Source organism: Streptomyces sp. NPDC041940, assembly GCF_055589465.1.
The window spans coordinates 169,526-191,933 of the sequence record NZ_JBVJBP010000011.1; the positions used below are offsets into that span (position 1 = coordinate 169,526).

The 22,408-nt window shown below is 72.5% G+C and carries 16 protein-coding genes, 1 pseudogene and 1 riboswitch; of the genes and pseudogenes, 8 read left to right on the top strand and 9 right to left on the bottom strand.

The window, feature by feature from the left end:
• Positions 1-67: 67 nt before the first annotated feature.
• A complete protein-coding gene (locus ACZ6I3_RS20415) occupies positions 68-2,038 on the top strand; it encodes a potassium transporter Kup (RefSeq protein WP_469416240.1) in 1,971 nt (656 codons plus the stop codon).
• Between the two features lie 11 nt (positions 2,039-2,049).
• On the opposite strand, the gene cobN is transcribed toward ACZ6I3_RS20415, so the two are convergent.
• Positions 2,050-5,643, bottom strand: a complete 3,594-nt coding sequence (gene cobN, locus ACZ6I3_RS20420) for a cobaltochelatase subunit CobN (RefSeq protein WP_469416242.1) — start codon at positions 5,641-5,643, stop codon at positions 2,050-2,052.
• 90 nt (positions 5,644-5,733) lie between these two features.
• Positions 5,734-5,808: riboswitch (cobalamin riboswitch) on the bottom strand.
• A 100-nt stretch (positions 5,809-5,908) separates the two neighbouring features.
• Here cobN and cobG point away from each other — a divergent pair.
• From cobG to ACZ6I3_RS20435, 3 genes are read left to right on the top strand one after another with little or no spacing between them, the layout of a single operon-like run.
• Positions 5,909-7,195, top strand: a complete 1,287-nt coding sequence (cobG, locus tag ACZ6I3_RS20425) for a precorrin-3B synthase (protein ID WP_469416369.1) — start codon at positions 5,909-5,911, stop codon at positions 7,193-7,195.
• A 5-nt stretch (positions 7,196-7,200) separates the two neighbouring features.
• Positions 7,201-7,872, top strand: a complete 672-nt coding sequence (locus ACZ6I3_RS20430; RefSeq protein ID WP_469416243.1) for a precorrin-8X methylmutase — start codon at positions 7,201-7,203, stop codon at positions 7,870-7,872.
• Positions 7,869-9,359, top strand: a complete 1,491-nt coding sequence (locus tag ACZ6I3_RS20435) for a precorrin-2 C(20)-methyltransferase (RefSeq protein ID WP_469416244.1) — start codon at positions 7,869-7,871, stop codon at positions 9,357-9,359. Before ACZ6I3_RS20430 ends, ACZ6I3_RS20435 begins: the two co-directional genes overlap by 4 nt.
• 16 nt (positions 9,360-9,375) lie before the next feature.
• Here ACZ6I3_RS20435 and nicT read toward each other — a convergent pair whose 3' ends face one another.
• Both nicT and ACZ6I3_RS20445 read right to left on the bottom strand, forming a co-directional pair.
• Positions 9,376-10,500, bottom strand: coding sequence for a Nickel transporter NicT (gene nicT, locus ACZ6I3_RS20440; RefSeq protein ID WP_469416246.1), 1,125 nt, complete (start codon positions 10,498-10,500; stop codon positions 9,376-9,378).
• A 110-nt stretch (positions 10,501-10,610) separates the two neighbouring features.
• Positions 10,611-11,366: a cobalt-precorrin-6A reductase gene (locus tag ACZ6I3_RS20445; protein WP_469416247.1), complete on the bottom strand. Its 756-nt coding sequence runs from the start codon at positions 11,364-11,366 to the stop codon at positions 10,611-10,613.
• An 18-nt stretch (positions 11,367-11,384) separates the two neighbouring features.
• Between ACZ6I3_RS20445 and ACZ6I3_RS20450 the strand changes: the two genes are divergently transcribed.
• Positions 11,385-12,503, top strand: coding sequence for a cobalt-precorrin-5B (C(1))-methyltransferase (locus ACZ6I3_RS20450; protein WP_469416249.1), 1,119 nt, complete (start codon positions 11,385-11,387; stop codon positions 12,501-12,503).
• A gap of 13 nt (positions 12,504-12,516) precedes the next feature.
• On the opposite strand, the gene cobM is transcribed toward ACZ6I3_RS20450, so the two are convergent.
• On the bottom strand, positions 12,517-13,266 hold the full coding sequence (cobM, locus tag ACZ6I3_RS20455; RefSeq protein ID WP_469416251.1) for a precorrin-4 C(11)-methyltransferase: 750 nt from the start codon (positions 13,264-13,266) through the stop codon (positions 12,517-12,519).
• The gene (gene cbiE / locus ACZ6I3_RS20460) at positions 13,263-14,534 is read right to left on the bottom strand and encodes a precorrin-6y C5,15-methyltransferase (decarboxylating) subunit CbiE (RefSeq protein ID WP_469416252.1); all 1,272 of its coding nucleotides are present in this window, start codon (positions 14,532-14,534) and stop codon (positions 13,263-13,265) included. The genes cobM and cbiE overlap by 4 nt, the downstream gene beginning before the upstream one ends.
• Before the next feature lie 179 nt (positions 14,535-14,713).
• Between cbiE and tsaD the strand changes: the two genes are divergently transcribed.
• Positions 14,714-15,763, top strand: a complete 1,050-nt coding sequence (tsaD, locus tag ACZ6I3_RS20465) for a tRNA (adenosine(37)-N6)-threonylcarbamoyltransferase complex transferase subunit TsaD (protein WP_469416253.1) — start codon at positions 14,714-14,716, stop codon at positions 15,761-15,763.
• Positions 15,763-16,329, top strand: a complete 567-nt coding sequence (locus ACZ6I3_RS20470) for a GNAT family N-acetyltransferase (protein ID WP_469416254.1) — start codon at positions 15,763-15,765, stop codon at positions 16,327-16,329. Before tsaD ends, ACZ6I3_RS20470 begins: the two co-directional genes overlap by 1 nt.
• 73 nt (positions 16,330-16,402) lie before the next feature.
• On the opposite strand, the pseudogene ACZ6I3_RS20475 reads toward ACZ6I3_RS20470, so the two are convergent.
• The 3 genes and pseudogenes from ACZ6I3_RS20475 to ACZ6I3_RS20485 all read right to left on the bottom strand — a co-directional run.
• Positions 16,403-17,500 (bottom strand): annotated as a pseudogene (locus tag ACZ6I3_RS20475) (bifunctional 2-methylcitrate synthase/citrate synthase); the annotation flags it as partial.
• 18 nt (positions 17,501-17,518) lie between these two features.
• Positions 17,519-18,424, bottom strand: coding sequence for a methylisocitrate lyase (gene prpB, locus ACZ6I3_RS20480; RefSeq protein WP_469416255.1), 906 nt, complete (start codon positions 18,422-18,424; stop codon positions 17,519-17,521).
• Positions 18,424-19,932 (bottom strand): MmgE/PrpD family protein, encoded by a 1,509-nt coding sequence (locus ACZ6I3_RS20485; RefSeq protein ID WP_469416256.1) that lies wholly within the window; start codon positions 19,930-19,932, stop codon positions 18,424-18,426. Before ACZ6I3_RS20485 ends, prpB begins: the two co-directional genes overlap by 1 nt.
• A gap of 172 nt (positions 19,933-20,104) precedes the next feature.
• On the opposite strand from ACZ6I3_RS20485, the gene ACZ6I3_RS20490 reads away from it, so the two are divergent.
• Positions 20,105-21,556 carry a short-chain fatty acyl-CoA regulator family protein gene (locus ACZ6I3_RS20490; protein ID WP_469416258.1) on the top strand — a complete coding sequence of 484 codons (1,452 nt, stop codon included), beginning with the start codon at positions 20,105-20,107 and terminating at the stop codon, positions 21,554-21,556.
• 65 nt (positions 21,557-21,621) lie between these two features.
• On the opposite strand, the gene ACZ6I3_RS20495 is transcribed toward ACZ6I3_RS20490, so the two are convergent.
• Positions 21,622-22,401 carry an enoyl-CoA hydratase gene (locus ACZ6I3_RS20495; RefSeq protein ID WP_469416370.1) on the bottom strand — a complete coding sequence of 260 codons (780 nt, stop codon included), beginning with the start codon at positions 22,399-22,401 and terminating at the stop codon, positions 21,622-21,624.
• Between the last annotated feature and the right edge of the window lie 7 nt (positions 22,402-22,408).

Sequence of the window (22,408 nt, forward strand, 5' to 3'; positions counted from 1 at the left end):
GGGATCGGTATCGTCCGCCCCGATGCCCCGGGTCCGCGGCTCGACCGCCCGCACGAGGAGGAGCACCATGTCCGATCGCCGACAGGCAAACGCGTCGGACGACGGGTCCGCGTCGCCGGGGCCCGAAGGCGGTCCGGCGAGCACGCACGACACGGTGCGGCTCGCGGTGGTCATCGGTGCGCTCGGCGTGGTCTTCGGCGACATCGGGACCAGCCCGATCTACACCCTCCAGACGGTGTTCAATCCGAGCGACCCGCACCCGGTCCCGGTCAGCACGGACAACGTGTACGGGGTGGTGTCCCTGGTGTTCTGGTCGGTGATGGTCATCGTCACGGTCACCTATGTGCTGCTGGCGACGCGCGCCGACAACGACGGCGAGGGCGGCATCATGGCGCTGATCACCCTGCTGCGGCGGCTGAGTTCACAGCGTGGGCGTCGGGCCGCCGCCGCACTGGCCGCGCTCGGCATCTTCGGTGCGTCGCTGTTCTTCGGCGACAGCATGATCACACCGGCGATCTCCGTACTGTCCGCGGTCGAGGGTCTCAAGGTCGTTCAGCCGTCACTGGAAGACGCGGTCGTGCCCATCACCGCGGTGATCATCGTGCTTCTGTTCCTGGTGCAGCGCAGGGGAACCGCGGCGGTGGGCCGGGTGTTCGGCCCGGTCATGATCGCCTGGTTCCTGGCCATCGGCGCGTGCGGGGTCGTGGGCATCTCCGACCACCCGGACATCCTCAAGGCGCTGTCGCCGACGTACGCGTTGGGCTTCCTGTTCGGCCATTGGGGTACCGCCTTCTTCGCCCTGGCCGCGATCGTCCTCGCGGTCACCGGCGCGGAGGCGCTGTACGCGGACATGGGGCACTTCGGCCGCCGGGCGATCACCCGGGGCTGGCTGTTCCTCGTGCTGCCCGCCTGTGTCCTCAGCTACATGGGCCAGGGCGCGCTGATCCTCGACGACCCGGCCAACATCAGCAGCCCGTTCTTCCTGCTCGTGCCGGGCTGGGGACGCTGGCCGATGGTCCTGCTCGCCACGGCCGCCACCGTGATCGCCTCCCAGGCGGTGATCACCGGTGCGTACTCGGTCGCCTCCCAGGCGGCCCAGCTGGGCTATCTGCCGAGGCTGCGCATCGCACACACCTCCGAATCCACCATCGGGCAGATCTACGTCCCCTGGATCAACTGGCTCCTGATGGTCTCGGTCCTCACGCTGGTGTTCGCCTTCCGCGCCTCCGAGGCACTGGCCTACGCGTTCGGCATGGCGGTCACCGGCACCATCACCATCACCACCCTGCTGTTCTTCTACGTCGCCCGCGCCAAGTGGGGCACACCCCGCTGGCTGCTCGCCGCCGGCGGGGGCGTGCTCCTCTTCGTGGACCTGCTGTTCGTGGCGGCCAACCTGACCAAGCTCGTCCACGGGGCGTGGCTGCCGCTGCTGATCGGCCTCACCGCGTTCACCGTCATGACGACGTGGCAGCGTGGCCGGGAACTCGTCACCGCGGAACGGGCACGCCAGGAAGGCCCGCTGCCCGAGTTCATCGAACACCTCCGCGAGGGGCAGGAGCCGACGGTCCGGGCACCCGGCACGGCCGTCTTCCTGAACCGGGGGAAGGAGACCGCGCCCCTGGCGATGGTGGCCAACGTCGAGCACAACCACGTGCGCCACGACCATGTCGTGATCCTGGCCATCAGGACCGAGCCCGTGCCCCGCGTCCGGGCCGACCAGCGGATCACCGTCGACGACCTCGGGTACGCCGACGACGGGATCATCCACGTCACCGCCCGGTTCGGCTACATGGAGACACCGGACGTGCCCGGCACCCTGGCCCTCCTCGACCCGGCCGACACCGAAGGGCCGCTGCAGCTCGACCAGGCGTCCTACTTCCTGTCGAAGATCGAGCTGCGGCGCGGGAAGGCCCCGACGATGGCGCCCTGGCGCAAGCGGCTGTTCGTCGCCACCTCCTACATCACGGCCGACGCCGCCGAGTACTTCGGCCTGCCCCGCGACCGCACGGTCATCATGGGCTCGCAGATCGAGGTGTAGGGCGCCTGCCGTCAGTCCTCGCCCTCGAGGTTCCCCTCCGTCTCCAGGTACACCTGCCGCAGTCCCTCCAGCACCGCCGGGTCGGGCTTCTCCCACATCCCGCGCGACTCGGCCTCCAGCAGCCGTTCGGCGATGCCGTGCAGGGCCCAGGGGTTGGCCTGCTGGAGGAACTCGCGGTTGGTCTCGTCCAGGACGTAGGTCTCGGTGAGCTTGTCGTACATCCAGTCGGCGATCACGCCGGTCGTGGCGTCGTAGCCGAACAGGTAGTCCACCGTGGCGGCGAGTTCGAAGGCGCCCTTGTAGCCGTGGCGGCGCATCGCCTCGATCCACTTGGGGTTGACCACGCGGGCGCGGAAGACACGCGAGGTCTCCTCGACGAGGGTGCGGGTGCGGACCGTCTCGGGGCGGGTCGAGTCGCCGATGTACGCCTCGGGCGCGGTGCCGCGCAGGGCGCGGACGGTGGCGACCATGCCGCCGTGGTACTGGAAGTAGTCGTCGGAGTCGGCGATGTCGTGCTCACGCGTGTCCGTGTTCTTCGCGGCGACCTCGATGCGCTTGTACGCCGTCTCCATCTCCTCGCGGGCCGGACGGCCGTCGAGTTCACGGCCGTAGGCGTAGCCGCCCCAGACCGTGTAGACCTCGGCGAGGTCGGCGTCGGTGCGCCAGTCGCGGGAGTCGATGAGCTGGAGCAGACCGGCGCCGTAGGTGCCGGGGCGGGAGCCGAAGATACGGGTGGTGGCGCGGCGTTCGTCGCCGTGCTCGGCCAGGTCTGCCTCGACATGGGCCCGGACGTGGTTCACCGAGGCCGGCTCGTCCAGCGACGCCGCGAGGCGTACGGCGTCGTCCAGCAGTCCGATGGTGTGCGGGAAGGCGTCCCGGAAGAAGCCGGAGATCCGCAGGGTGACGTCGATGCGGGGGCGGCCGAGCTCCTCGGCGGGGACGGGCTCCAGCCCGGTCACGCGGCGGGAGGCGTCGTCCCAGACGGGGCGGACGCCGAGCAGGGCGAGGGCCTCGGCCACGTCGTCGCCCGCCGTGCGCATGGCGCTCGTGCCCCACAGGGACAGGCCGACGGACGTGGGCCATTCGCCGTTGTCGGCGCGGTAGCGCTCCAGCAGGGAGTCCGCGAGGGCCTGGCCGGTCTCCCAGGCGAGCCGGGAGGGGACGGCCTTGGGGTCGACGGAGTAGAAGTTGCGGCCGGTCGGCAGCACGTTGACCAGACCGCGCAGCGGCGAGCCGGACGGGCCGGCGGGGACGAAGCCGCCGTTCAGGGCGTGGACCGCGTGGTCGATCTCGGCGGTGGTACCGGCGAGGCGGGGCACGACCTCGCGGGCCGCGAACTCCAGGATCGCGGCGACCTGTTCGCCGTGCTCGGTGGGGACGGCGGCCAGGTCCCAGCCCGCGTCCTCCATCGCCTGGACCAGCGTGCGGGCCTTCTCCTCCGCCGCGTCGGCGGTGGTGCGGGTGGCGGCGGACTCGTCGAGGCCGAGAGCCTCGCGCAGGCCGGGCAGGGCCGTGGTGCCGCCCCAGATCTGCCGGGCGCGCAGGACGGCGAGGACCAGGTTGACGTGGTCGGCGCCGGTGGGCGGGTTGCCGAGGACGTGCAGACCGTCGCGGATCTGGGCGTCCTTGACCTCGCAGAGCCAGCCGTCGACATGGAGCAGGAAGTCGTCGAAGCCGTCGTCGTCGGGGCGGTCGTCCATGCCGAGGTCGTGGTCGAGCTTCGCGGCCTGGATGAGGGTCCAGATCTGGGCGCGGATCGCCGGGAGCTTGGCGGGGTCCATGGAGGAGATCTGGGCGTACTCGTCGAGGAGTTGCTCCAGGCGCGCGATGTCGCCGTAGGAGTCGGCGCGGGCCATGGGCGGGACGAGGTGGTCGACGAGGGTGGCGTGCACCCGGCGCTTGGCCTGGGTGCCCTCGCCGGGGTCGTTGACCAGGAACGGGTAGATCAGGGGGAGGTCGCCGAGGGCGGCGTCGGGGCCGCAGGCGGCGGACAGGCCGGCGTTCTTGCCGGGCAGCCACTCCAGGTTGCCGTGCTTGCCGAGGTGGATCATAGCGTCGGCGCCGAAGCCGCCGTCCTCGGCGCGGGCGGCGATCCAGCGGTAGGCGGCCAGGTAGTGGTGGGACGGCGGGAGGTCCGGGTCGTGGTAGATGGCGATGGGGTTCTCGCCGAAGCCGCGCGGGGGCTGGATGAGGATCAGCAGGTTCCCGAAGCGCAGGGCCGCGAGGACGATGTCGCCCTCGGGGTTGCGGCTGCGGTCGACGAACATCTCGCCCGGCGCCGGACCCCAGTGCTCCTCCACCGACGTGCGCAGCTCCTCGGGGAGCGTGGCGTACCAGCGGCGGTAGTCGGCCGCCGGGATGCGCACCGGGTTGCGGGCGAGTTGCTCCTCGGTGAGCCAGTCCTGGTCGTGGCCGCCGGCCTCGATCAGCGCGCGGATCAGCTCGTCGCCGTCGCCGGAGGCCAGGCCCGGTACCTCGGCGTCCGTGCCGAAGTCGTAGCCCTCCTCGCGCAGGCGCCGCAGCAGGGCCACCGCGCTGGCGGGGGTGTCGAGGCCGACCGCGTTGCCGATGCGGGAGTGCTTGGTCGGGTAGGCGGAGAGGACCAGCGCGAGGCGCTTGTCGGCCGGCTGGATATGGCGGAGCCTGGCGTGGCGTACGGCGATTCCGGCGACGCGGGCCGCGCGCTCGGGGTCGGCGATGTAGGCCGGGAGGCCGTCCTCGTCGATCTCCTTGAAGGAGAACGGGACGGTGATGAGGCGGCCGTCGAACTCGGGGACGGCGATCTGGCTGGCCGCGTCGAGCGGGGAGACGCCCTCGTCGTTCTCCTCCCAGGCGGCACGCGAGCCCGTGAGGCACAGCGCCTGGAGGATCGGGACGTCCAGCTCGGTGAGCGCGCCGGCGTCCCAGGACTCGTCGTCGCCGCCGGCCGATGCCTGGGCGGGCTTGGTGCCGCCCGCGGCGAGGACCGTGGTGATGATCACGTCGGCGGCGCGGAGCTCGTCGACCAGCTCGGGCTCGGGGGCGCGCAGGGAGGCGACGTACAGGGGCAGGGCCCGGCCGCCCCCGTCCTCGATCGCGTCGCACAGGGCGGCGACGAAGGCGGTGTTGCCGCTCATGTGGTGGGCCCGGTAATAGAGCACGGCGACGGTCGGACCGTCGGCGCCGTCACGGGGCGTGCGCTCCAGCGGGCCCCAGGTGGGTGCCGCCGCCGGCGCCTCGAAGCCGTGGCCGGTGAGCAGGACCGTGTCGGAGAGGAAGCGGGCGAGCTGCTCCAGGTTGGCGGGGCCGCCGTGGGCGAGGTAGGCGTGCGCCTCGGCGGCGATGCCGACCGGGACGGTGGAGGCTTCCATCAGCTGGGCGTCCGGGGCCTGCTCGCCGGTGAGGACGACCACCGGGCGGCCCTCGGCCAGCAGCAGGTCGAGGCCGTCCTGCCAGGCCCGGATGCCGCCGAGGAGACGTACGACGACCAGGTCGACCCCGTCGAGAAGGCCGGGGAGGTCGTCGAGGGCGAGACGGGAGGGGTTGGCGAAGCGGTACGACACCGGACCCGCGGCAGCGCGGGCGCTCAGCAGATCGGTGTCGGACGTCGACAGGAGAAGGATCATGCGGCGTCGGCCTTCCTCGGGGTGTCCGCGCCCCGGGTGGTTCGAAATGGGGTCTCCCCTGCTCGGTCGATGCCGAGCACACGGGGAAGGGAGTTCCTGACTCGCCCGGCCGCATGGGCCGGGCTCACAGTGGCGGGACCGCGCCGGACTCGCACCGGCTTCCTCCCCTGTCGCCGTCGTGGCGATGGCGGACCGGATGATCCGCCGTGATCATAGTAAGTGCCAGGGGAAGAGGGCACGGCATACACCAGGTGTGATGGTAGGTATGCTCGCCGCCATGTCCACGGCTGTCCCCCGCTCATCGACCCAGGCCACAGCGGTCCCACGCGACCGTGGTGACGCCTGTCCGGGGACGCTGCGGCTGCACGCCGCGGACGACGGAGCGCTCGCTCGCGTCCGGATTCCCGGCGGTGTGCTGACCGTCGCGCAGGCGGAGACGCTCGTGGACGCGGCCGAACGGCTGGGCGACGGAGACCTGCATCTGACCTCGCGCGGCAACGCGCAACTGCGGGGTCTGCCCGACGAATGCGCCGGGGAGCTGGCCGAGTTGCTGGACGCGGCCGGGCTGCTGCCCTCGCGCGGGCACGAGCGGGTGCGCAACATCGTGGCCTCGCCGCTGTCCGGTCTCGACGGGCGGGGCGTGCTGGACGTACGCCCCTGGCTGACGGCCCTCGACACGGCGCTGTGCGCGAGCGAGGCGGCGCGGGACCTGTCGGGGCGTTTCCTCTTCGCGCTCGACGACGGACGCGGCGACGTGTCCGGACTCGGTGCCGATGTGACGGTACGGGCGACGGCGGACGGTGGCGCGGAACTCGCGCTGGGCGCGGCCGGGCAAGCGCTGCACGTCGGTGCCGAGGAAGCGGCCCGGGCCGCGCTGGTGGCCGCGGAGACCTTCCTGGAAGCGGTGCGGACGAGCGGGGACCGCGTCTGGCGCGTGGACGAACTGTCCCTTTCCGGTGACGAGTTGCTCGACGCGGTCGGTCGGCGGCTGCGGGCCGAGGGCGTCGGTCACGAGCGGCGGGACCGGGCGACCGGGCGCACGGCCGGCCCGCCCCCGGGCGCTCTCGGTGCCGGCCTCTCCGTGCACGTTCCTCTGGGACGGCTCTCGGCGCACCAGTGGCGGGAACTGGCGCATGTCGCCGCCGGTGAGCTGCGTCTCACCCCGTGGCGCGGTGTGGTTCTTCCCACACAGGGGACAGACCTGGAGGAATCCCTCACCCGCCTCGCCGCCACCGGCCTGGTCACCGACCCCGGCTCCCCCTGGCTCCGCGTCGGTGCCTGTATCGGCAGTCCCGGGTGCGCCAAGTCGCGGGCGGACGTACGGACCGACGCGGCCGAGGCCCTCGACGCGATCGGGCCGGGCGGCCTCCCCTTGTACTGGTCCGGGTGCGAACGCCGCTGCGGACACCCCCGGGGCGACCGCGTCGACGTGGTCGCCGCCCCGGGAGGCGGCTATCTGCTCTCCACCGCCGTGAGCGGTCGGGAACCCCGGACCGCCTCGATGGCCGCCCCCGCCCGGCTCGCCACCGCCCTGGCGGCGATCACCTCATGACCCCTATGACGACCATGACGACCGAAGGCAGCGAGAAGAACACCGTGACCACGTACGACTACGAGAAGGACGGCCCGGCCATCTACCGCCAGTCCTTCGCCACCATCCGCGCGGAGGCGGACCTCACGGCCCTGCCCGCCGACGTCAGCCAGGTCACGGTCCGGATGATCCACGCCTGCGGGATGGTCGACCTCGTACGGGACCTGGCCTACACGCCGGCCGTCGTGGCTCGCGCCCGTGAGGCCCTGCGTGCGGGGGCGCCCATCTTCACCGACGTGCAGATGGTGGCCAGCGGCGTGACGCGCAAGCGGCTGCCCGCCGACAACGACGTGCTGTGCACGCTGTCCGACCCGTCCGTGCCGGAGCTGGCGGCGAAGCTCGGCACCACGCGCAGCGCCGCCGCGATGGAGCTGTGGCGGGACCGGCTGGAGGGCTCGGTGGTCGCCGTCGGCAACGCGCCCACCGCCCTGTTCCGGCTGCTGGAGATGATCGAGGAGGGGGCGCCCCGGCCCGCCGCCGTCATCGGTGTCCCGGTCGGGTTCGTCGGGGCCGCCGAGTCCAAGGACGCCCTGGCCGCGCACCCGTCGGGCCTGGAGCACCTGGTCGTGCGCGGCCGTCGCGGGGGCAGTGCCATCGCCGCCGCCGCGCTCAACGCGATCGCGAGTGAGGAAGAGTGAGCGGCAAGCTGTACGGGGTGGGGCTCGGCCCCGGTGACCCGTCCCTGATGACCGTACGGGCCGTGGAGGCCATCGCCGAGGCGGACGTGATCGCGTACCACAGTGCGCGGCACGGCCGTTCCATCGCGCGCTCGATCGCGGCGAAGCACATCCGCGCCGACCACATCGAGGAGCGGCTGGTCTACCCGGTCACGACCGAGACCACCGATCACCCCGGTGGCTACAAGGGCGCGATGGAGGAGTTCTACGCCGAGGCGTCGGCGCGGCTCGCCGCGCACCTGGACGCGGGACGGACGGTCGCGGTCCTCGCCGAGGGCGATCCGCTCTTCTACGGCTCCTACATGCACATGCACAAGCGGCTGGTCGACCGCTACGACACCGAGGTCATCCCGGGTGTCACGTCCGTGTCCGCCGCCGCCGCCCGGCTGGGCACACCGCTCGCCGAGGGCGAGGAGGTGCTGACCATCCTGCCGGGCACGCTGCCCGAGGAGGAGCTGACCGCACGGCTCGCGGCGACGGATGTGGCCGTGGTGATGAAGCTGGGGCGGACCTTCACCAAGGTGCGTGGCGCGCTGGAGAGTTCGGGGCGGCTCGGCGAGGCCCGCTATGTCGAGCGGGCCACCATGGCCGGGGAGCGGCTCGCCGCACTGGCGGACGTGGACCCGGAGTCGGTGCCGTACTTCTCGGTGGCCGTGCTGCCCAGCCAGGTCGACGCCGAGCGGCCCGAGGCCCGGGAGCGGGGCGAGGTCGTGGTGGTCGGGACCGGGCCGGCCGGTCCGCTGTGGCTGACGCCCGAGACGCGGGGTGCGCTGGCCGCCGCCGACGACCTGGTCGGCTACACGACCTACCTCGACCGGGTGCCGCGGCGGGCGGGTCAGGTCCGGCACGGTTCGGACAACCGGGTCGAGTCGGAGCGCGCCGAGTTCGCCCTGGATCTGGCCCGGCGCGGGCGGCGGGTCGCGGTCGTCTCGGGCGGCGACCCGGGCGTCTTCGCCATGGCGACGGCCGTGCTGGAGGTCGCGTCGCAGAAGGAGTACGCGGACGTCCCGGTGCGGGTGCTGCCGGGTGTCACCGCCGCCAACGCCGCGGCGGCCCGCGCGGGCGCCCCGCTCGGGCACGACTACGCCACGATCTCCCTCTCCGACCGGCTCAAGCCCTGGGAGGTCGTCGAGGAGCGGCTGCGGGCCGCGGTCTCCGCGGATCTGGTGCTGGCCCTGTACAACCCCGGTTCCCGCAGCCGCACCTGGCAGGTGGGCAAGGCCCGGGAGCTGCTGCTGGAACACCGTGCGCCGGACACCCCGGTGGTGGTGGCCCGGGACGTGGGCGGCTCCGGTGAGCGGGTCCGGATTGTGCGGCTGGCCGACCTGGACCCGGCCGAGGTCGACATGCGCACGATCCTGCTGGTCGGGTCCTCGCAGACGCGGGCCGTCCGGCGTGGGGACGGCGAGGAGATCGTCTGGACTCCGCGCCGGTATCCCGAGGCGTAGGCACGTGGGGCCCGGTTCAGCTCTCCTCGGCCACCGAAACGGGGGCCGGGGCGGGCTGGGCCAGGCCCTTCGTCCATTTCTCCTCGATCCGTCCGACCTTCCACACCAGCAGGGCCACAGCCCAGGTGGCGACGAACAGGCCGACGACGACGTAGCCGATGATGTTCAGGTCGAGGCCGGACACCCAGTCCCAGAACGGGCCGTGCAGGTCCGCCTGCTCGGCGATCAGGCCCAGCAGTTCGACCGTGCCGATGAGCAGCGCCACGGCGACGGACAGGCCGGTGATGGTGAGGTTGTAGTAGACCTTGCGCACCGGCTTGGAGAAGGCCCAGCCGTAGGCGAAGTTCATGAACGAGCCGTCGATGGTGTCGAGCAGGGACATGCCGGCCGCGAACAGGACCGGCAGGCACAGGATCGCGTACCAGGGCAGGCCGGAGGCGGCGCCCGAACCGGCGAGCACGAGCAGGGCGATCTCCGTCGCGGTGTCGAAGCCGAGACCGAAGAGCAGGCCCAGGGGGTACATCTGCCACGGCTTGGTGATCGACTTCATCAGGCGGCCCAGGAGCCGGTTCATGAAGCCGCGCTTGTCGAGCTGTTCCTCCAGGGCGGCCTCGTCGAAGTCGCCGGTGCGCATCCGGCGGAAGACCTTCCAGATGCCCGCCATGATCACGATGTTGATGACGGCGATGACGTAGAGGAAGGTTCCCGAGACGGTCGTACCGATCCAGCCGGTGACGCTGTGCAGTGCGGAGTCGTCGTTCGCGACCGGACCGGACAGCGCCTTGACGCCGAGGGAGAGCAGGAAGGCGAGCACGAAGACGATCGAGGAGTGCCCGAGCGAGAACCAGAAGCCGACCGACAGCGGGCGCCGGCCCTCGCTCATCAGCTTGCGGGTCGTGTTGTCGATGGCGGCGATGTGGTCGGCGTCGAAGGCATGCCGCATGCCCAGGGTGTAGGCCGTGACACCGATCCCGATGCCGAAGGTCCGCTCGCCCAGGCTGTAGTGCTCCGGGGCGACGATCACCACGAGCGTGAACCAGCCGATGAGGTGCAGCGCGAGGATGAACGCGGCCATTCCGCCGAGGCTCGTCCACTCCTTGCGGGTCATCGTGGTGCGGACGGATGCGTGCGCGGTGGTCATGGAGGCGTGGGCCTTACTCGTCGGCGGTCGGCTGTTCTCAGTCGCGCCCTCCAGACTTCTGCGCAGCGATTGCAGGTACAAGCCCAAGGCGGCAAAGCCCCCGTCAGGTTTCAGCCAGCAGCCGGGAAAGTGCGTCGGCTCCTGATCCACCGGACCGCCTCTTCCGGCTCCCTCACCATCTGCACCCCTTCGGGAACCGGCGGCCGGCGGACCACGACCACCGGCAGCCCGGCCTCCCGCGCGGCGGTGAGCTTCGGTGCCGTGGCGACTCCCCCGCTGTCCTTGGTCACGACGACGTCGACGCGGTGGCGGCGCAGCAGCTCGCGCTCGCCGTCGAGGGTGAAGGGGCCTCGGTCGAGCAGCACCTCCATGCGGAGCGGGTGGGGAGCCTCGGGCGCGTCGACGGACCGGACGAGGAACCACAGGTCGTCCAGGGCGGCGAAGGAGGCCAGGCCCATGCGCCCGGTGGTGAGGAAAATGCGGCGGCCGAGCGTGGGCAGCAGTGTCGCGGCCTCGTCCAGGGAGCCGGCCTCGCGCCAGTCGTCACCGGCTACCGGGACCCAGCCGGGGCGCCGCACCGCGAGCAGGGGAACATGGGCGGTGGCGGCGGCATGTGCCGCGTGGAAACTGATCGTCCCGGCGAAAGGGTGGGTGGCGTCGATGAGCACGTCCACCGCGTGCTCGGCGAGCCACGCGGTCAGCCCCTCCACGCCACCGAAGCCGCCGATCCGGACCTCGCCCGGAGGCAGCCGGGGGCCGGCCACCCGCCCGGCGAGGGAGCTGGTCACGGTCAGGCCGGGTGTCTCGTGGAGCAGTTCGGCGAGACGGCGGGCTTCCGTGGTCCCGCCCAATATCAGTACGTGCAAGGAAGTTCAGGTCCGTTCATGAGCAGCGAAGTGAAGGGGGGCCGCAGGGCCCAGCTGGAGCACACCGGCCTGCGGCACGGGTGGACCACCGGCGCCTGTGCGACGGCGGCCACGACGGCCGCGTACACGGCGCTCCTGACCGGGGAGTACCCCGACCCGGTGACGATCACCCTGCCCAAGGGGCAGACACCGTCGTTCGCGCTGGCGGCCGAGGAACTGCGCGACGGATCCGCGATGGCGGGCGTCGTCAAGGACGCGGGCGACGACCCGGACGTCACGCACGGCGCGCTGATCCGGGCCACGGTACGGCGGCTGCCCGCCGGGGCCGGGGTGGTCTTCAGGGCGGGGCCCGGGGTCGGGACGATCACCCGCCCCGGCCTGCCGCTGCCCGTCGGCGAGCCCGCCGTGAACCCCGTACCCCGCCGGATGATGCGCGAGCACGTGGCCGAGGTCGCCGCCCGGCACGGTGGCACCGGCGACGTCGAGATCACCGTCTCCGTCGACCACGGCGAGGAGATCGCCCGCTCCACCTGGAACCCGCGACTCGGCATCCTGGGCGGGCTGTCCATCCTGGGCACCACCGGGATCGTGGTGCCGTACTCCTGCTCGGCGTGGATCGACTCCATCCGCCGGGGTGTGGACGTGGCGCGGGCCGCGGGCCGTACGCATGTCGCGGGGTGCACCGGGTCGACGTCGGAGAAGACGGTCGTCGCCGAGTACGGGCTGCCCGAGGACGCCCTGCTCGACATGGGCGACTTCGCGGGCGCGGTGCTGAAGTACATCCGCCGCCACCCCGTCGACCGGCTGACGATCTGCGGTGGCTTCGCCAAGCTGTCCAAGCTCGCCGCCGGCCATCTCGACCTGCACTCCGCCCGCTCCCAGGTCGACAAGGGTTTCCTCGCCGAACTGGCCCGGCGGGGCGGCGCGGACGAGGCGCTGCGCGCCGAGGTGGCCGAGGCCAACACCGGGCTGGCCGCTCTGCAGTCGTGCCTGGCCGCCGGTGTGCCGCTCGGTGATCTGGTCGCCGTGACCGCTCGCGACGAGGCACTGGCCGTGCTGCGCGGTGCGCCGGTCATGGTGGACGTGATCTGCGTCGACCGGGCGGGCACGGTGGTGGGGCGCAGCTCCACGGCTTGAGGGCCCGGCCGGCTCAGCACACGTGACGCTCCCGGTCGGTCGAGTAGAGGTGGCTGTCCCGGAACCCCTCCGCCCCCAGCGTCCGCCCGACCATGATCACGGCGGTGCGCAGCACACCGGCCTCCTTGGTCTTCCCCGCGATCTCGTCGAGGGTGCCGCGGATGATCACCTCGTCCGGGCGGGAGGCGTAGGCGACGACCGCGGCCGGGCAGTCGGCGCCGTAGTGCGGGAGGAGTTCGTCGACCACGCGGTCCACGTAGCCGGCGGCAAGGTGCAGCACGATCAGCGCGCCGCTGCGGCCGAGGGTGGCCAGGTCCTCCCCGTCGGGCATGGCGGTGGCACGCTGGGCGACGCGGGTGAGGATCACGGTCTGGCCGACGGTGGGCACGGTCAGCTCCCGTTTCAGGGCCGCCGCCGCGGCGGCGAAGGCCGGGACGCCCGGGACCACCTCGTAGGGCACTTGGGCCGCGTCCAGGCGTCGCATCTGCTCGGCGACCGCGCTGAACACCGACGGGTCCCCCGAGTGCAGCCGCGCCACGTCGTGCCCCTCCTCGTGGGCGCGGACCAGTTCGGCGGTGATCTCGTCCAGGGTGAGCTGCGCGGTGTCCACCAGCCGGGCGTCCGGAGGGCATTCGGCCAGCAGCTCGCGCGGGACCAGGCTGCCCGCGTACAGGCAGACCCGGCAGGCCCCGAGGGTGCGGGCGCCGCGCACGGTGATCAGATCGGCGGCACCGGGTCCGGCGCCGATGAAGTACACGGTCATCTGTTGGCTCCCGAAGGGGTGTCGAGGGTCTTCTGTGCGGCCCACTGGGTCACCGGCATCGCCTGCCGCCACCCGGTGAATCCGCCCACCGGCACGGCGTGCGCCACCGCGAGCCGCACCAGCTCGCCGCCATGCCGGCGGTGGGCCTCCGCGAGGAGCGCCTCCGACTCCAGTGTCACGGTGTTGGCGACCAGCCGCCCACCGGTGGGCAGTACGTCCCAACAGGCGTCGAGGAGGCCGGGCGCGGTGAGACCGCCGCCGATGAACACGGCGTCGGGCGGGGGCAGTTCGGCCAGGACGGCGGGCGCGGCGCCCGTGACGACCCGCAGGCCGGGCACGCCGAGGCGCTCCGCGTTGCGGTTGATGCGTGCGGCGCGCACCGGGTCCCGCTCGACGGTGACCGCGCGGCATGAGGGGTGGGTGCGCATCCACTCGACGGCGATCGAGCCCGAGCCGCCTCCGATGTCCCACAGCAGTTCCCCGGGGGCGGGGGCGAGCGTGCCGAGCGTGACGGCGCGGACGTGCCGCTTGGTGAGCTGCCCGTCGTGCTCGTAGGCGCCGTCCGGGAGACCGGGCACGGCGCCCAGGCGCGGGGCGTCCGGGGCGCGGTGGCAGGTGACGGCGACGATGTTGAGGGGGTCGCCGTCCGACCGCTCGGCCGGCCAGTCGTCCGCGGTGGCCTCGGCGGTCGTGTGCTCCTTCGCGCCGCCGAGTTGTTCCAGGACCCGCATCCGGCTCGCGCCGAATCCCCGGTCCCGCAGCAGGGCGGCGACCTCGCCGGGCGTGCCGGCGCCCGCGCTGAGGACGAGGATCCGCCGGCCGTCGTGCAGGGCGGCGGCGAGACGGGCGGCGGGCCGGCCGACGAGCGTGACGACCTCGATGTCCTCCAGGGGCCAGCCGAGGCGGGCGGCGGCGTAGGAGACGGAGGAAGGGTGCGGCAGGACGCGCAGGGCGCCCGCTTCCCCGGTCTCCTCGGCGAGGGCGCGTCCGATGCCGTAGAACATGGGGTCCCCGCTGGCCAGTACAGCGATCCGGCGGCCGGCGTGTGCCGCGAGCAGGCCGGGGACCGCGGGGCGCAGGGGCGAGGGCCAGGCGATCCGCTCCCCCGCGCACCGCGAGGGCAGCAGGTCCAGCTGACGCGGGCCGCCGATCAGGACCTCGGCCTCGCTCAGCGCGGCACGGGAGGCGTCGGTCAGGCCCTCCCAGCCGTCGGCCCCGATCCCGACGACGGTCACGGCGGCGGTCGGTGCGGGACGTGCGGGGTTCACTGCGCGGTACCTCGGGATTCGGGGGCAGCTCTCGTGGCGACAGAAGCGCACTCTACTGGGCGCCGACCAGCACACCTTTGCTCGGGTACACATCCCGCGAGGCTTATTGCACACTGATTGCAATAGCCTATTGATTGCAGAACCGGGTCGGGGAACTGAGGTCGTGGGAAGGGTTGGGCATGGGCTCTCGGATCGTGCTGGGCATCGAGTCGTCGTGTGACGAGACCGGAGCGGGGCTGGTGCGGGACGGGCGGCTGCTGGGCCATGCGCTGGCGTCGAGCATGGACGAGCACGCCCGCTTCGGCGGTGTCGTCCCCGAGATCGCCGCCCGCGCGCATGTGCACGCCCTGCGGCCGGTGATCCAGCGGGCCCTGGACGACGCGGGCCTGCGGCTGTCCGACATCGGCGCCGTCGCGGTGACCACCGGGCCGGGCCTGTCGGGCGCGCTCCAGGTGGGACTGGCCGGGGCGAAGGGCATGGCGTACGCGCTCGGCGTCCCGCTGTACGGCGTGCACCATCTGGCCGGCCATGTGGCCGCCGACACCCTGGAGCACGGCCCGCTGCCCGATCCCTGCATGGTGCTGATCGTCTCCGGCGGCCACACCTCACTGCTGCTCGTCCGCGACCTGGTCCGGGACCCGATCCTCCACCTCGGCGACACACTCGACGACGCCGCCGGTGAGTGCTTCGACAAGGTCGCGCGGGTCTTCGGACTGCCGTACCCCGGCGGTCCGGCCGTCGACCGGGCAGCACGCGCGGGGGATCCGCGCGCCGTCCCCTTTCCCCGCCCGCTGCCCGGGTCGTACGACTTCTCCTTCTCGGGGCTGAAGACGGCCGCCGCGCGCTGGGCCGAGGGCCACGGGGGCCGGGAGCTGCCGGTGGCCGACGGGGCGGCCTCGCTCCAGGAGGCGATCGCGGACGTACTGACCCGCAAGGCGGTCGCGGCCTGCGCCGAGCACGGTGTCGGCACCCTCGTCGTGGTCGGCGGGGTCGCCGCGAACTCGCGGGTGCGCTCGCTGGCCGAGGAACGCTGCCGTGCCGCCGGTATCGACCTGCGCGTGCCGCCGCTGGGGCTGTGCACGGACAACGGCGCGATGATCGCCGCCGTCGGCGACCTGCTCGTACGCTCCGGGGCCGAACCGGCACCGCTGGGCGTGTCGATCGACCCGTCGGCACCGCTGGAGTACGCCGCGCTGCACCCGGGGAGCGCCCTGGCAGGTGCGGCCTGATGACCATCAGGACCTTCAAGGACGCCGGGCTCCTCGCCCACACCACCGCCCTGCGCTCCGTCTATGCCGCCGCCTTCTGCGCCCCGCCCTGGAACGAGGACGAGGTGAAGGCGGCCGAGTTCGTCGAGCGGCTCCCGGTGACCGTGCGGCGGCCGGGCTTCACCGCCGTGCTCGCCTTCGCCGGGTCGGAGGTCCTCGGCTTCGCCACGGCCTGGACCACCCTCGCCCCCTTCCCCACCGACCGCTGCTATCCGCAGGCCGCCGCCGGGCTGGGTCCCGACCACACGGCCGACTGGCTGTGCGGCGCCCGCGAGATCGACGAACTCGCCGTCCGCCCCGACGCGCACGGCACCGGCCTCGCGGGCGCACTGCTGGACGCGGTCGTCGAGGACGCCCCGGACGGCCGTTCCTGGCTGCTCACGTCCGCGCGGTCGCCCCGGGCCATGGCCTTCTATCTGCGCCGGGGCTGGACGCAGGCCACCCACCCTTCCCCCGACGGCAAGGGCATCGCCGTGTTCCTCGGCCCTCACCACCCCGCCCGGTCCCTGGCCGCCCAACCTCTGTGAGCATCCGGAGAGGACGGGTGCGTGCCACGCCGGCTCCTTTCCGTGCGGCGCTAGCCGGTCGCCGGTACCGGTGCTGATCCGGTCCCGCATACGACGCCAGAGGCCGGATCAGTGCGTTGTGGGCGAGCTGTTCGGTGATGTGGGCCGTCCAGCCGGTGACGCGGCTCATCACGAAGACCGGTGTGAAGACGGGGATGTCGAACCCCATGAGGTGGTAGGCCAGCCCGGCCGGGTAGTCCAGGTTCGGATGGATCCCCTTGCGGGTGAGCATGGCGTGGCGCAGGGCCGCGTGCAGGGTGGCGAGGCGGGTGGCCTCGGGGTCGGCGGCGCGGGAGACCAGACGGTCCAGGGCGTCCTGCATGATCGGGACGCGGGAGTCGCCGGCTTTGTAGACCCGGTGGCCGAAGCCCATGATCTTCCGCTTGGCCGTCAGCGCCTCCGTGAGCCAGTCATCGGCCTCACGCGGGTCGCCGATCTCGTTCAGCATGTGCATCACGGCCTCGTTGGCTCCGCCGTGCAGCGGGCCCTTGAGCGCGCCGATCGCCGCCGTGACCGCGCTGTAGAGGTCGGAGAGGGTGGAGGTGACCACGCGCGCCGTGAACGTCGAGGCGTTGAAGCTGTGTTCGGCGTACAGCACGAGGGAGATCTCGAAGCAGCGCACCACATCGGGGTCGGGGACGCTGCCGAAGCACATGTGGAAGAAGTTCTCGGCGTAGCCGAGTTCGGGATGCGGCGGGATCGGGGCGAGGCCTCGGCGCCGGCGCTGGTCGGCGGCGACCACGGTCGGCAGTCTCGCCAGCAGGGTCAGGGACTTGGCCCGGTTGGCGGCGAGACCGCCGTCGTCCTCCGTCGGGTCCTCGGCGCCGAAGAAGCTGACCGCGGTGCGCAGGACGTCCATGGGGTGGCAGGTCTCGGGCAGCCGGGCCAGCAGTTCGGAGGTGGTGCGGTCCAGGGGGCGCAAGGCGCGTTCACGGGCACGGAAGTCGCGGAGCTGTCCCTCGTCGGGGAGTTCGCCGTGCCACAGCAGGTAGGCGACCTCCTCGAAGGAGCGGTGGGCGGCCAGTTCCTGGACCGGGTAGCCGCGGTAGGTGAGGGAGTTGGTCTCCTGGATGACGGTGGAGATCTCGGTGGTGTCGACGACGACACCGGCGAGGCCACGGTGAATGGACATGGGTGTGCCTCCGGTGCGTCAGGTGCCGGGCGGGAGAGTGAAGTCGAAGACGGCCGAGTCGAACGCCGAGTAGTCCTCGTAGCCGAGGAGTTCGTAGAGGCGGGAGCGCGTCTGCATACGGGGCAGCAGGGATTCCTGGGTGCCCTCGGCCGCGATCGTGCGCAGGCCGTCCTGGACGGCGCCCATGGCGAGGCGCAGCAGGGTGACCGGGTAGAGGGCGATGTCGTAGCCGAGGTTCTCCAGGGTGCGCGCGTCGAGCAGGGGTCCCTTGCCGAACTCGGTCATGTTGGCCAGCAGCGGCACCGGGATCGCCTTGCGGAACGCCTCGAACTCCCGCTCGCCGGCGAGGGCTTCGGGGAAGATCGCGTCGGCTCCGGCGTCGACGTACGCCCTCGCGCGGTCGATCGCCGCGTCCAGGCCCTCGACGGCTCGGGCGTCGGTGCGGGCCATGAGCAGGAAGTCCGGGTCGCGCCGGGCGTCCACTGCGGCCCGGAGACGACGGGTCATGTCCTCCCGGGGGACGACCGACTTGCCGTCCAGGTGACCGCAGCGCTTGGGGTTGACCTGGTCCTCCAGGTGCAGACCGGCCAGCCCCGCGTCCTCCATCAGCTGGACGGTGCGGGCGGCGTTCATCGGTTCGCCGAAGCCGGTGTCGGCGTCGATGAGAACCGGCAGATCGGTCACCCGGGTCGTCTGCTGGGCGCGCCCAGCGATCTCGGTCGAGGTCGTCAGGCCGATGTCGGGCAGGCCGAGGTCGGCGGCGAGGACCGCGCCGGAGAGGTAGGCGGCCTCGAAGCCGGTGTCCTGGATGAGGCGGGCGGAGAGCGGGTTGAGGGCGCCGGGCATGGGCAGCAGGCGGTCCTCGCCGAGCCGCTCCCTGAGCGCTCGCCGGCGTGCGGCGGGGGTGGTGCGGGTGTGCAGCATCAGAACAGGCCCTTCGGCAGGTTCGCGTCGAAGTCGCTGACGGCCTGGACGTCCACGGCAGGGAACAACCCGTCGAGGCCGGCCGGGTCCAGCTCGGCGAGGCGCTCGGCCGTGGCCAGGAAACGGTCCTGGTCCGCGGGCGCCACGATGCCCTCGGCGAGGGTGCGGAACTTGGCCGTGTAGGCGGGGCGGTCGAAGGGGCGGGCGCCGGCCGGGTGGGCGTCGGCGACGGCCAGTTCGTCCTCGATCACCGCTCCGTCGTCGAGGGTGATGACCGCGCGTCCGCCGAAGGCCCGGCGATCCGGGTCGGGGTCGTGGTAGCGGCGGGTCCACTCCGGGTCCTCGACCGTGGTGATCTTCCGCCACAGTGCGACGGTCCCGGAGCGACGGGCGCGCTCGGGGGCGTAGGAGCGCTCGTGGTGCCAGGTGCCGTCCTCCAGCGCGACGGCGAAGATGTACGGCACGGAGTGGTCGAGGGTCTCGCGGCTGGCGGTGGGGTCGTACTTCTGCGGGTCGTTCGCACCGGAGCCGATCACCTGGTGGGTGTGGTGGCTGGTGTGCAGGACAACCGAGCGCACCCGGTCCAGCGGTCCGGTCTTCTCCCGCAGTCGCCGCGCCAGGTCGATGATCGCCTGCGCCTGGTACTCGGCGGAGTGCTCCTTGGTGTACGTGTCGAGGATCGCGCGGCGCGGCTCGCCGGGCTCCGGGAGCCGGACGGTGTAGTCGGCGTCGGGCCCGTCGAGCATCCAGGCGAGGAAGCCGTCCTCGCCCTCGTAGATCGGGGAGGGTGAGGTCTCGCCGCGCATCGCCCGGTCGACGGCCTCGATGGCGGCCTTGCCGGCGAAGGCCGGGGCGTACGCCTTCCAGCTGGAGATCTCGCCCTTGCGGGACTGCCGGGTGGCGGTCGTGGTGTGCACGGCCTGCTGCACCGCCTGGTACACCGTCTCCGTCGGCAGCCGCAGGAGCGCGCCCAGGCCACCGGCGGTGGCGGCGCTGAGGTGGGCCACGTGGTCGATGCGGTGCCGGTGCAGACAGATGCCCTTCACCAGGGCGACATGGAGCTCGTAGGCGGCGATGACACCGCGCAGCAGGTCGGCGCCGGTACGGCCGGTGTGCTGGGCGACGGCGAGCAGGGGCGGGATGTTGTCGCCCGGGTGGGAGTAGTCGGCGGCGAGGTAGGTGTCGTGGAAGTCCAGCTCGCGTACGGCCGTTCCGTTGGCCCAGGCGGCCCACTCCGGGGAGACGCGGGCCTGACTACCGAAGACCGAGGAGCCTGGCACGGTGGCCGGGTGGGCGGTTGCCTGGGCGCGGGCGACGGCGACCGGGCGGCGCGGCAGGGAGGCCACCGCGACAGAGGCATTGTCGATGACCCGGTTGACCGCCATGGCGGCGCTGCCGGCATCCGGTTCCTCGGTGGCCGTGGCCACGGCGGCGAGTTTCCAGGCGAGCTGTTCCTCACGGGGCAGCCGGTCGGCGCTGGGGTGGACGCGGACGTGGTGCTCGATCACGGGACTCCTCGTGGGCGTCTGGTGGCGACGATCCTTCTGTGATCGAGACTGCCCGGCACAAGCCCTCCGGACCACCACTCCACGCTGTGGAATCCCTCCATCCCAGCGCTGCGAAACTGCGAATTCTGCGAATGATGCGGATGCTATGTTCGCAAGAACAAGGAGGTGCGCCATGTCCCGCCGACCGTCCGGCCGCAAGGTCTTCGCCCATGCCAAGCTGCGCCGGCTGCGCCGCGAGCACGGCATGAACCAGGTCGACATGGCCCGCGCACTCGGCATCTCCACCAGCTACGCCAACCAGATCGAGCAGAGCCGGCGCCCGTTGACGGCTCCGGTGCTGCTGCGGATCGCGGAGGTCTTCGGGGTCGACACCGAGTTCTTCTCCGAAGCGGAGGAGGACCGGCTCGCCACCGATCTGCGGACCGCGCTCGCCGACGAGGCGTGCGGGGTGTCGCTGCCCGCCGCCGAGGAGGTCGCCGAGGCCGTCCGTGACCATCCGGAGGTGGCCCGCGCCCTGGTCGCCCTGCACCGCCGCTACCGTGACGCCGCCGAACAGGCCGCCGCCCTCGCCGTACCAGGCGGCGGAAGCGGAACCGGCACGGTCCTGCCGCCCGTGGAACCGCACGACGAGGTACGGGACTTCTTCTACGCCCACCACAACCACTTCGAGCCGGTGGACACCGAGGCCGAACGGGCCGCCGCCGCCATGGAGCTGCGGCCCGGCCGGGCCGCCGACCCCCTCATCACACGCCTGGCGGCACGGCACGGGGTGCGGGTCGTCCAGACGGCGGCGGGCCGCTCCGCCGACGCCCGCCGCTACGACCCCGACACCGGAGTGCTGTTCCTCTCCCCCTGGCTCAGCGACGGCCAGCGCGCCTTCCAGCTCGCCACCCAGCTGGCCCTCCTGGAGCACGGCCCGCTGCTCGGCCACCTCGCCGACAGCGCCACCGAACTGACCTCACCGGAGTCGTCCGCGCTGGCCCGTATCGGCCTCGCGAACTACTTCGCCGGCGCCCTGCTCATGCCGTACGCCCTCTTCCACACGGCGGCGGAGGAGGTGCGCTACGACGTCGAGCTGCTGTCAGCCCGCTTCGGCGTCGGTTTCGAGACGGTCTGCCACCGTCTGAGCACCCTCCAGCGGAAGGGCCGCCGGGGTGTGCCGTTCTCGTTCCTGCGCGTCGACCGGGCCGGGAACATCTCCAAGCGCCAGTCCGCGACCGACTTCCACTTCTCCCGGCTGGGCGGCACCTGCCCGTTGTGGACGGTGTACGAGGCGTTCTCCTCGCCCGGGCGGATACTGACCCAGGTCGCCGAAATGCCGGACGGCAAGCGGTACTTCTGGATCGCCCGCACCATCACGCGCGGTGGATTCGGCCACCACGCCCCGCGCGCCGAGTTCGCCGTCGCTCTCGGCTGCGAACTGCGGCACGCGCACCGGCTCGTCTACGCCGAGGGCATCGCTCTCGACGACCCGCGTGCCGCCACGCCGATCGGCCTCGGCTGCCGGATCTGCGAGCGCCGCGACTGCGCGCAGCGGGCCCGGCCTCCGGCCGGCGGACGGCTGGCCATCGACCCCGACCGGCGGGCGTACGTGCCGTACCCGGTGGAGACCCGTGTTCCATGACCGCGCCGCGGCCGGTGCCGGACCAGGACGACACCGGCCTTCGGGAGCCTGCTCCTACCCGATGCCTACCGGTGGCGGAACTCGGGCGGCCGCTTGTCGGCGAAGGCGGCCATGCCCTCCTTCTGGTCCGAGGTGGCGAACACCGCGTGGAACAGGCGGCGTTCGAAGCGGACCCCTTCGGTGAGGGTCGTCTCGAAGGCCCGGCCGACCGCTTCCTTGGCCATCATCGCCACCGGCAGGGACATCCCGGCGACGGTCTCGGCGACGGCCAGGGCCTCGCCGATCAGCTCGTCGGCGGGCACGACGCGGGAGACGAGCCCGGCGCGTTCCGCCTCTGCGGCGTCCATGGTGCGCCCGGTCAGGCACAGCTCCATGGCCTTGGCCTTGCCGACCGCCCGGGTCAGCCGCTGGGAGCCGCCGATTCCGGGGATCACGCCGAGCTTGATCTCCGGCTGGCCGAAGACGGCGGTGTCGGCGGCGAGCAGGATGTCGCAGAGCATGGCGAGTTCGCAGCCCCCGCCGAGCGCGTATCCGGAGACCGCGGCGACGGTCGGCGTACGCAGCTGCCCGAGCCGGTCCCAGGCCGCGAACCAGTCGGCGAGATACATGTCCAGGTAGCCCTGGGGCCGCATCTCCTTGATGTCGGCCCCGGCCGCGAACGCCTTCGCCGAGCCGGTGATGACGACGCAGCCGCAGTCCGGGTCCCGGTCCAGGGCCTCGGTGGCGGCCACGACCTCGTTCATCATCTGGAGGTTCAGGGCGTTGAGGGCCCCCGGGCGGTTGAGGGTGAGCAGGGCGGTGCGGCCCTTGCGCTCGACGAGGATCGTCTCGTAGTCGGTGGTCATGTCCGTG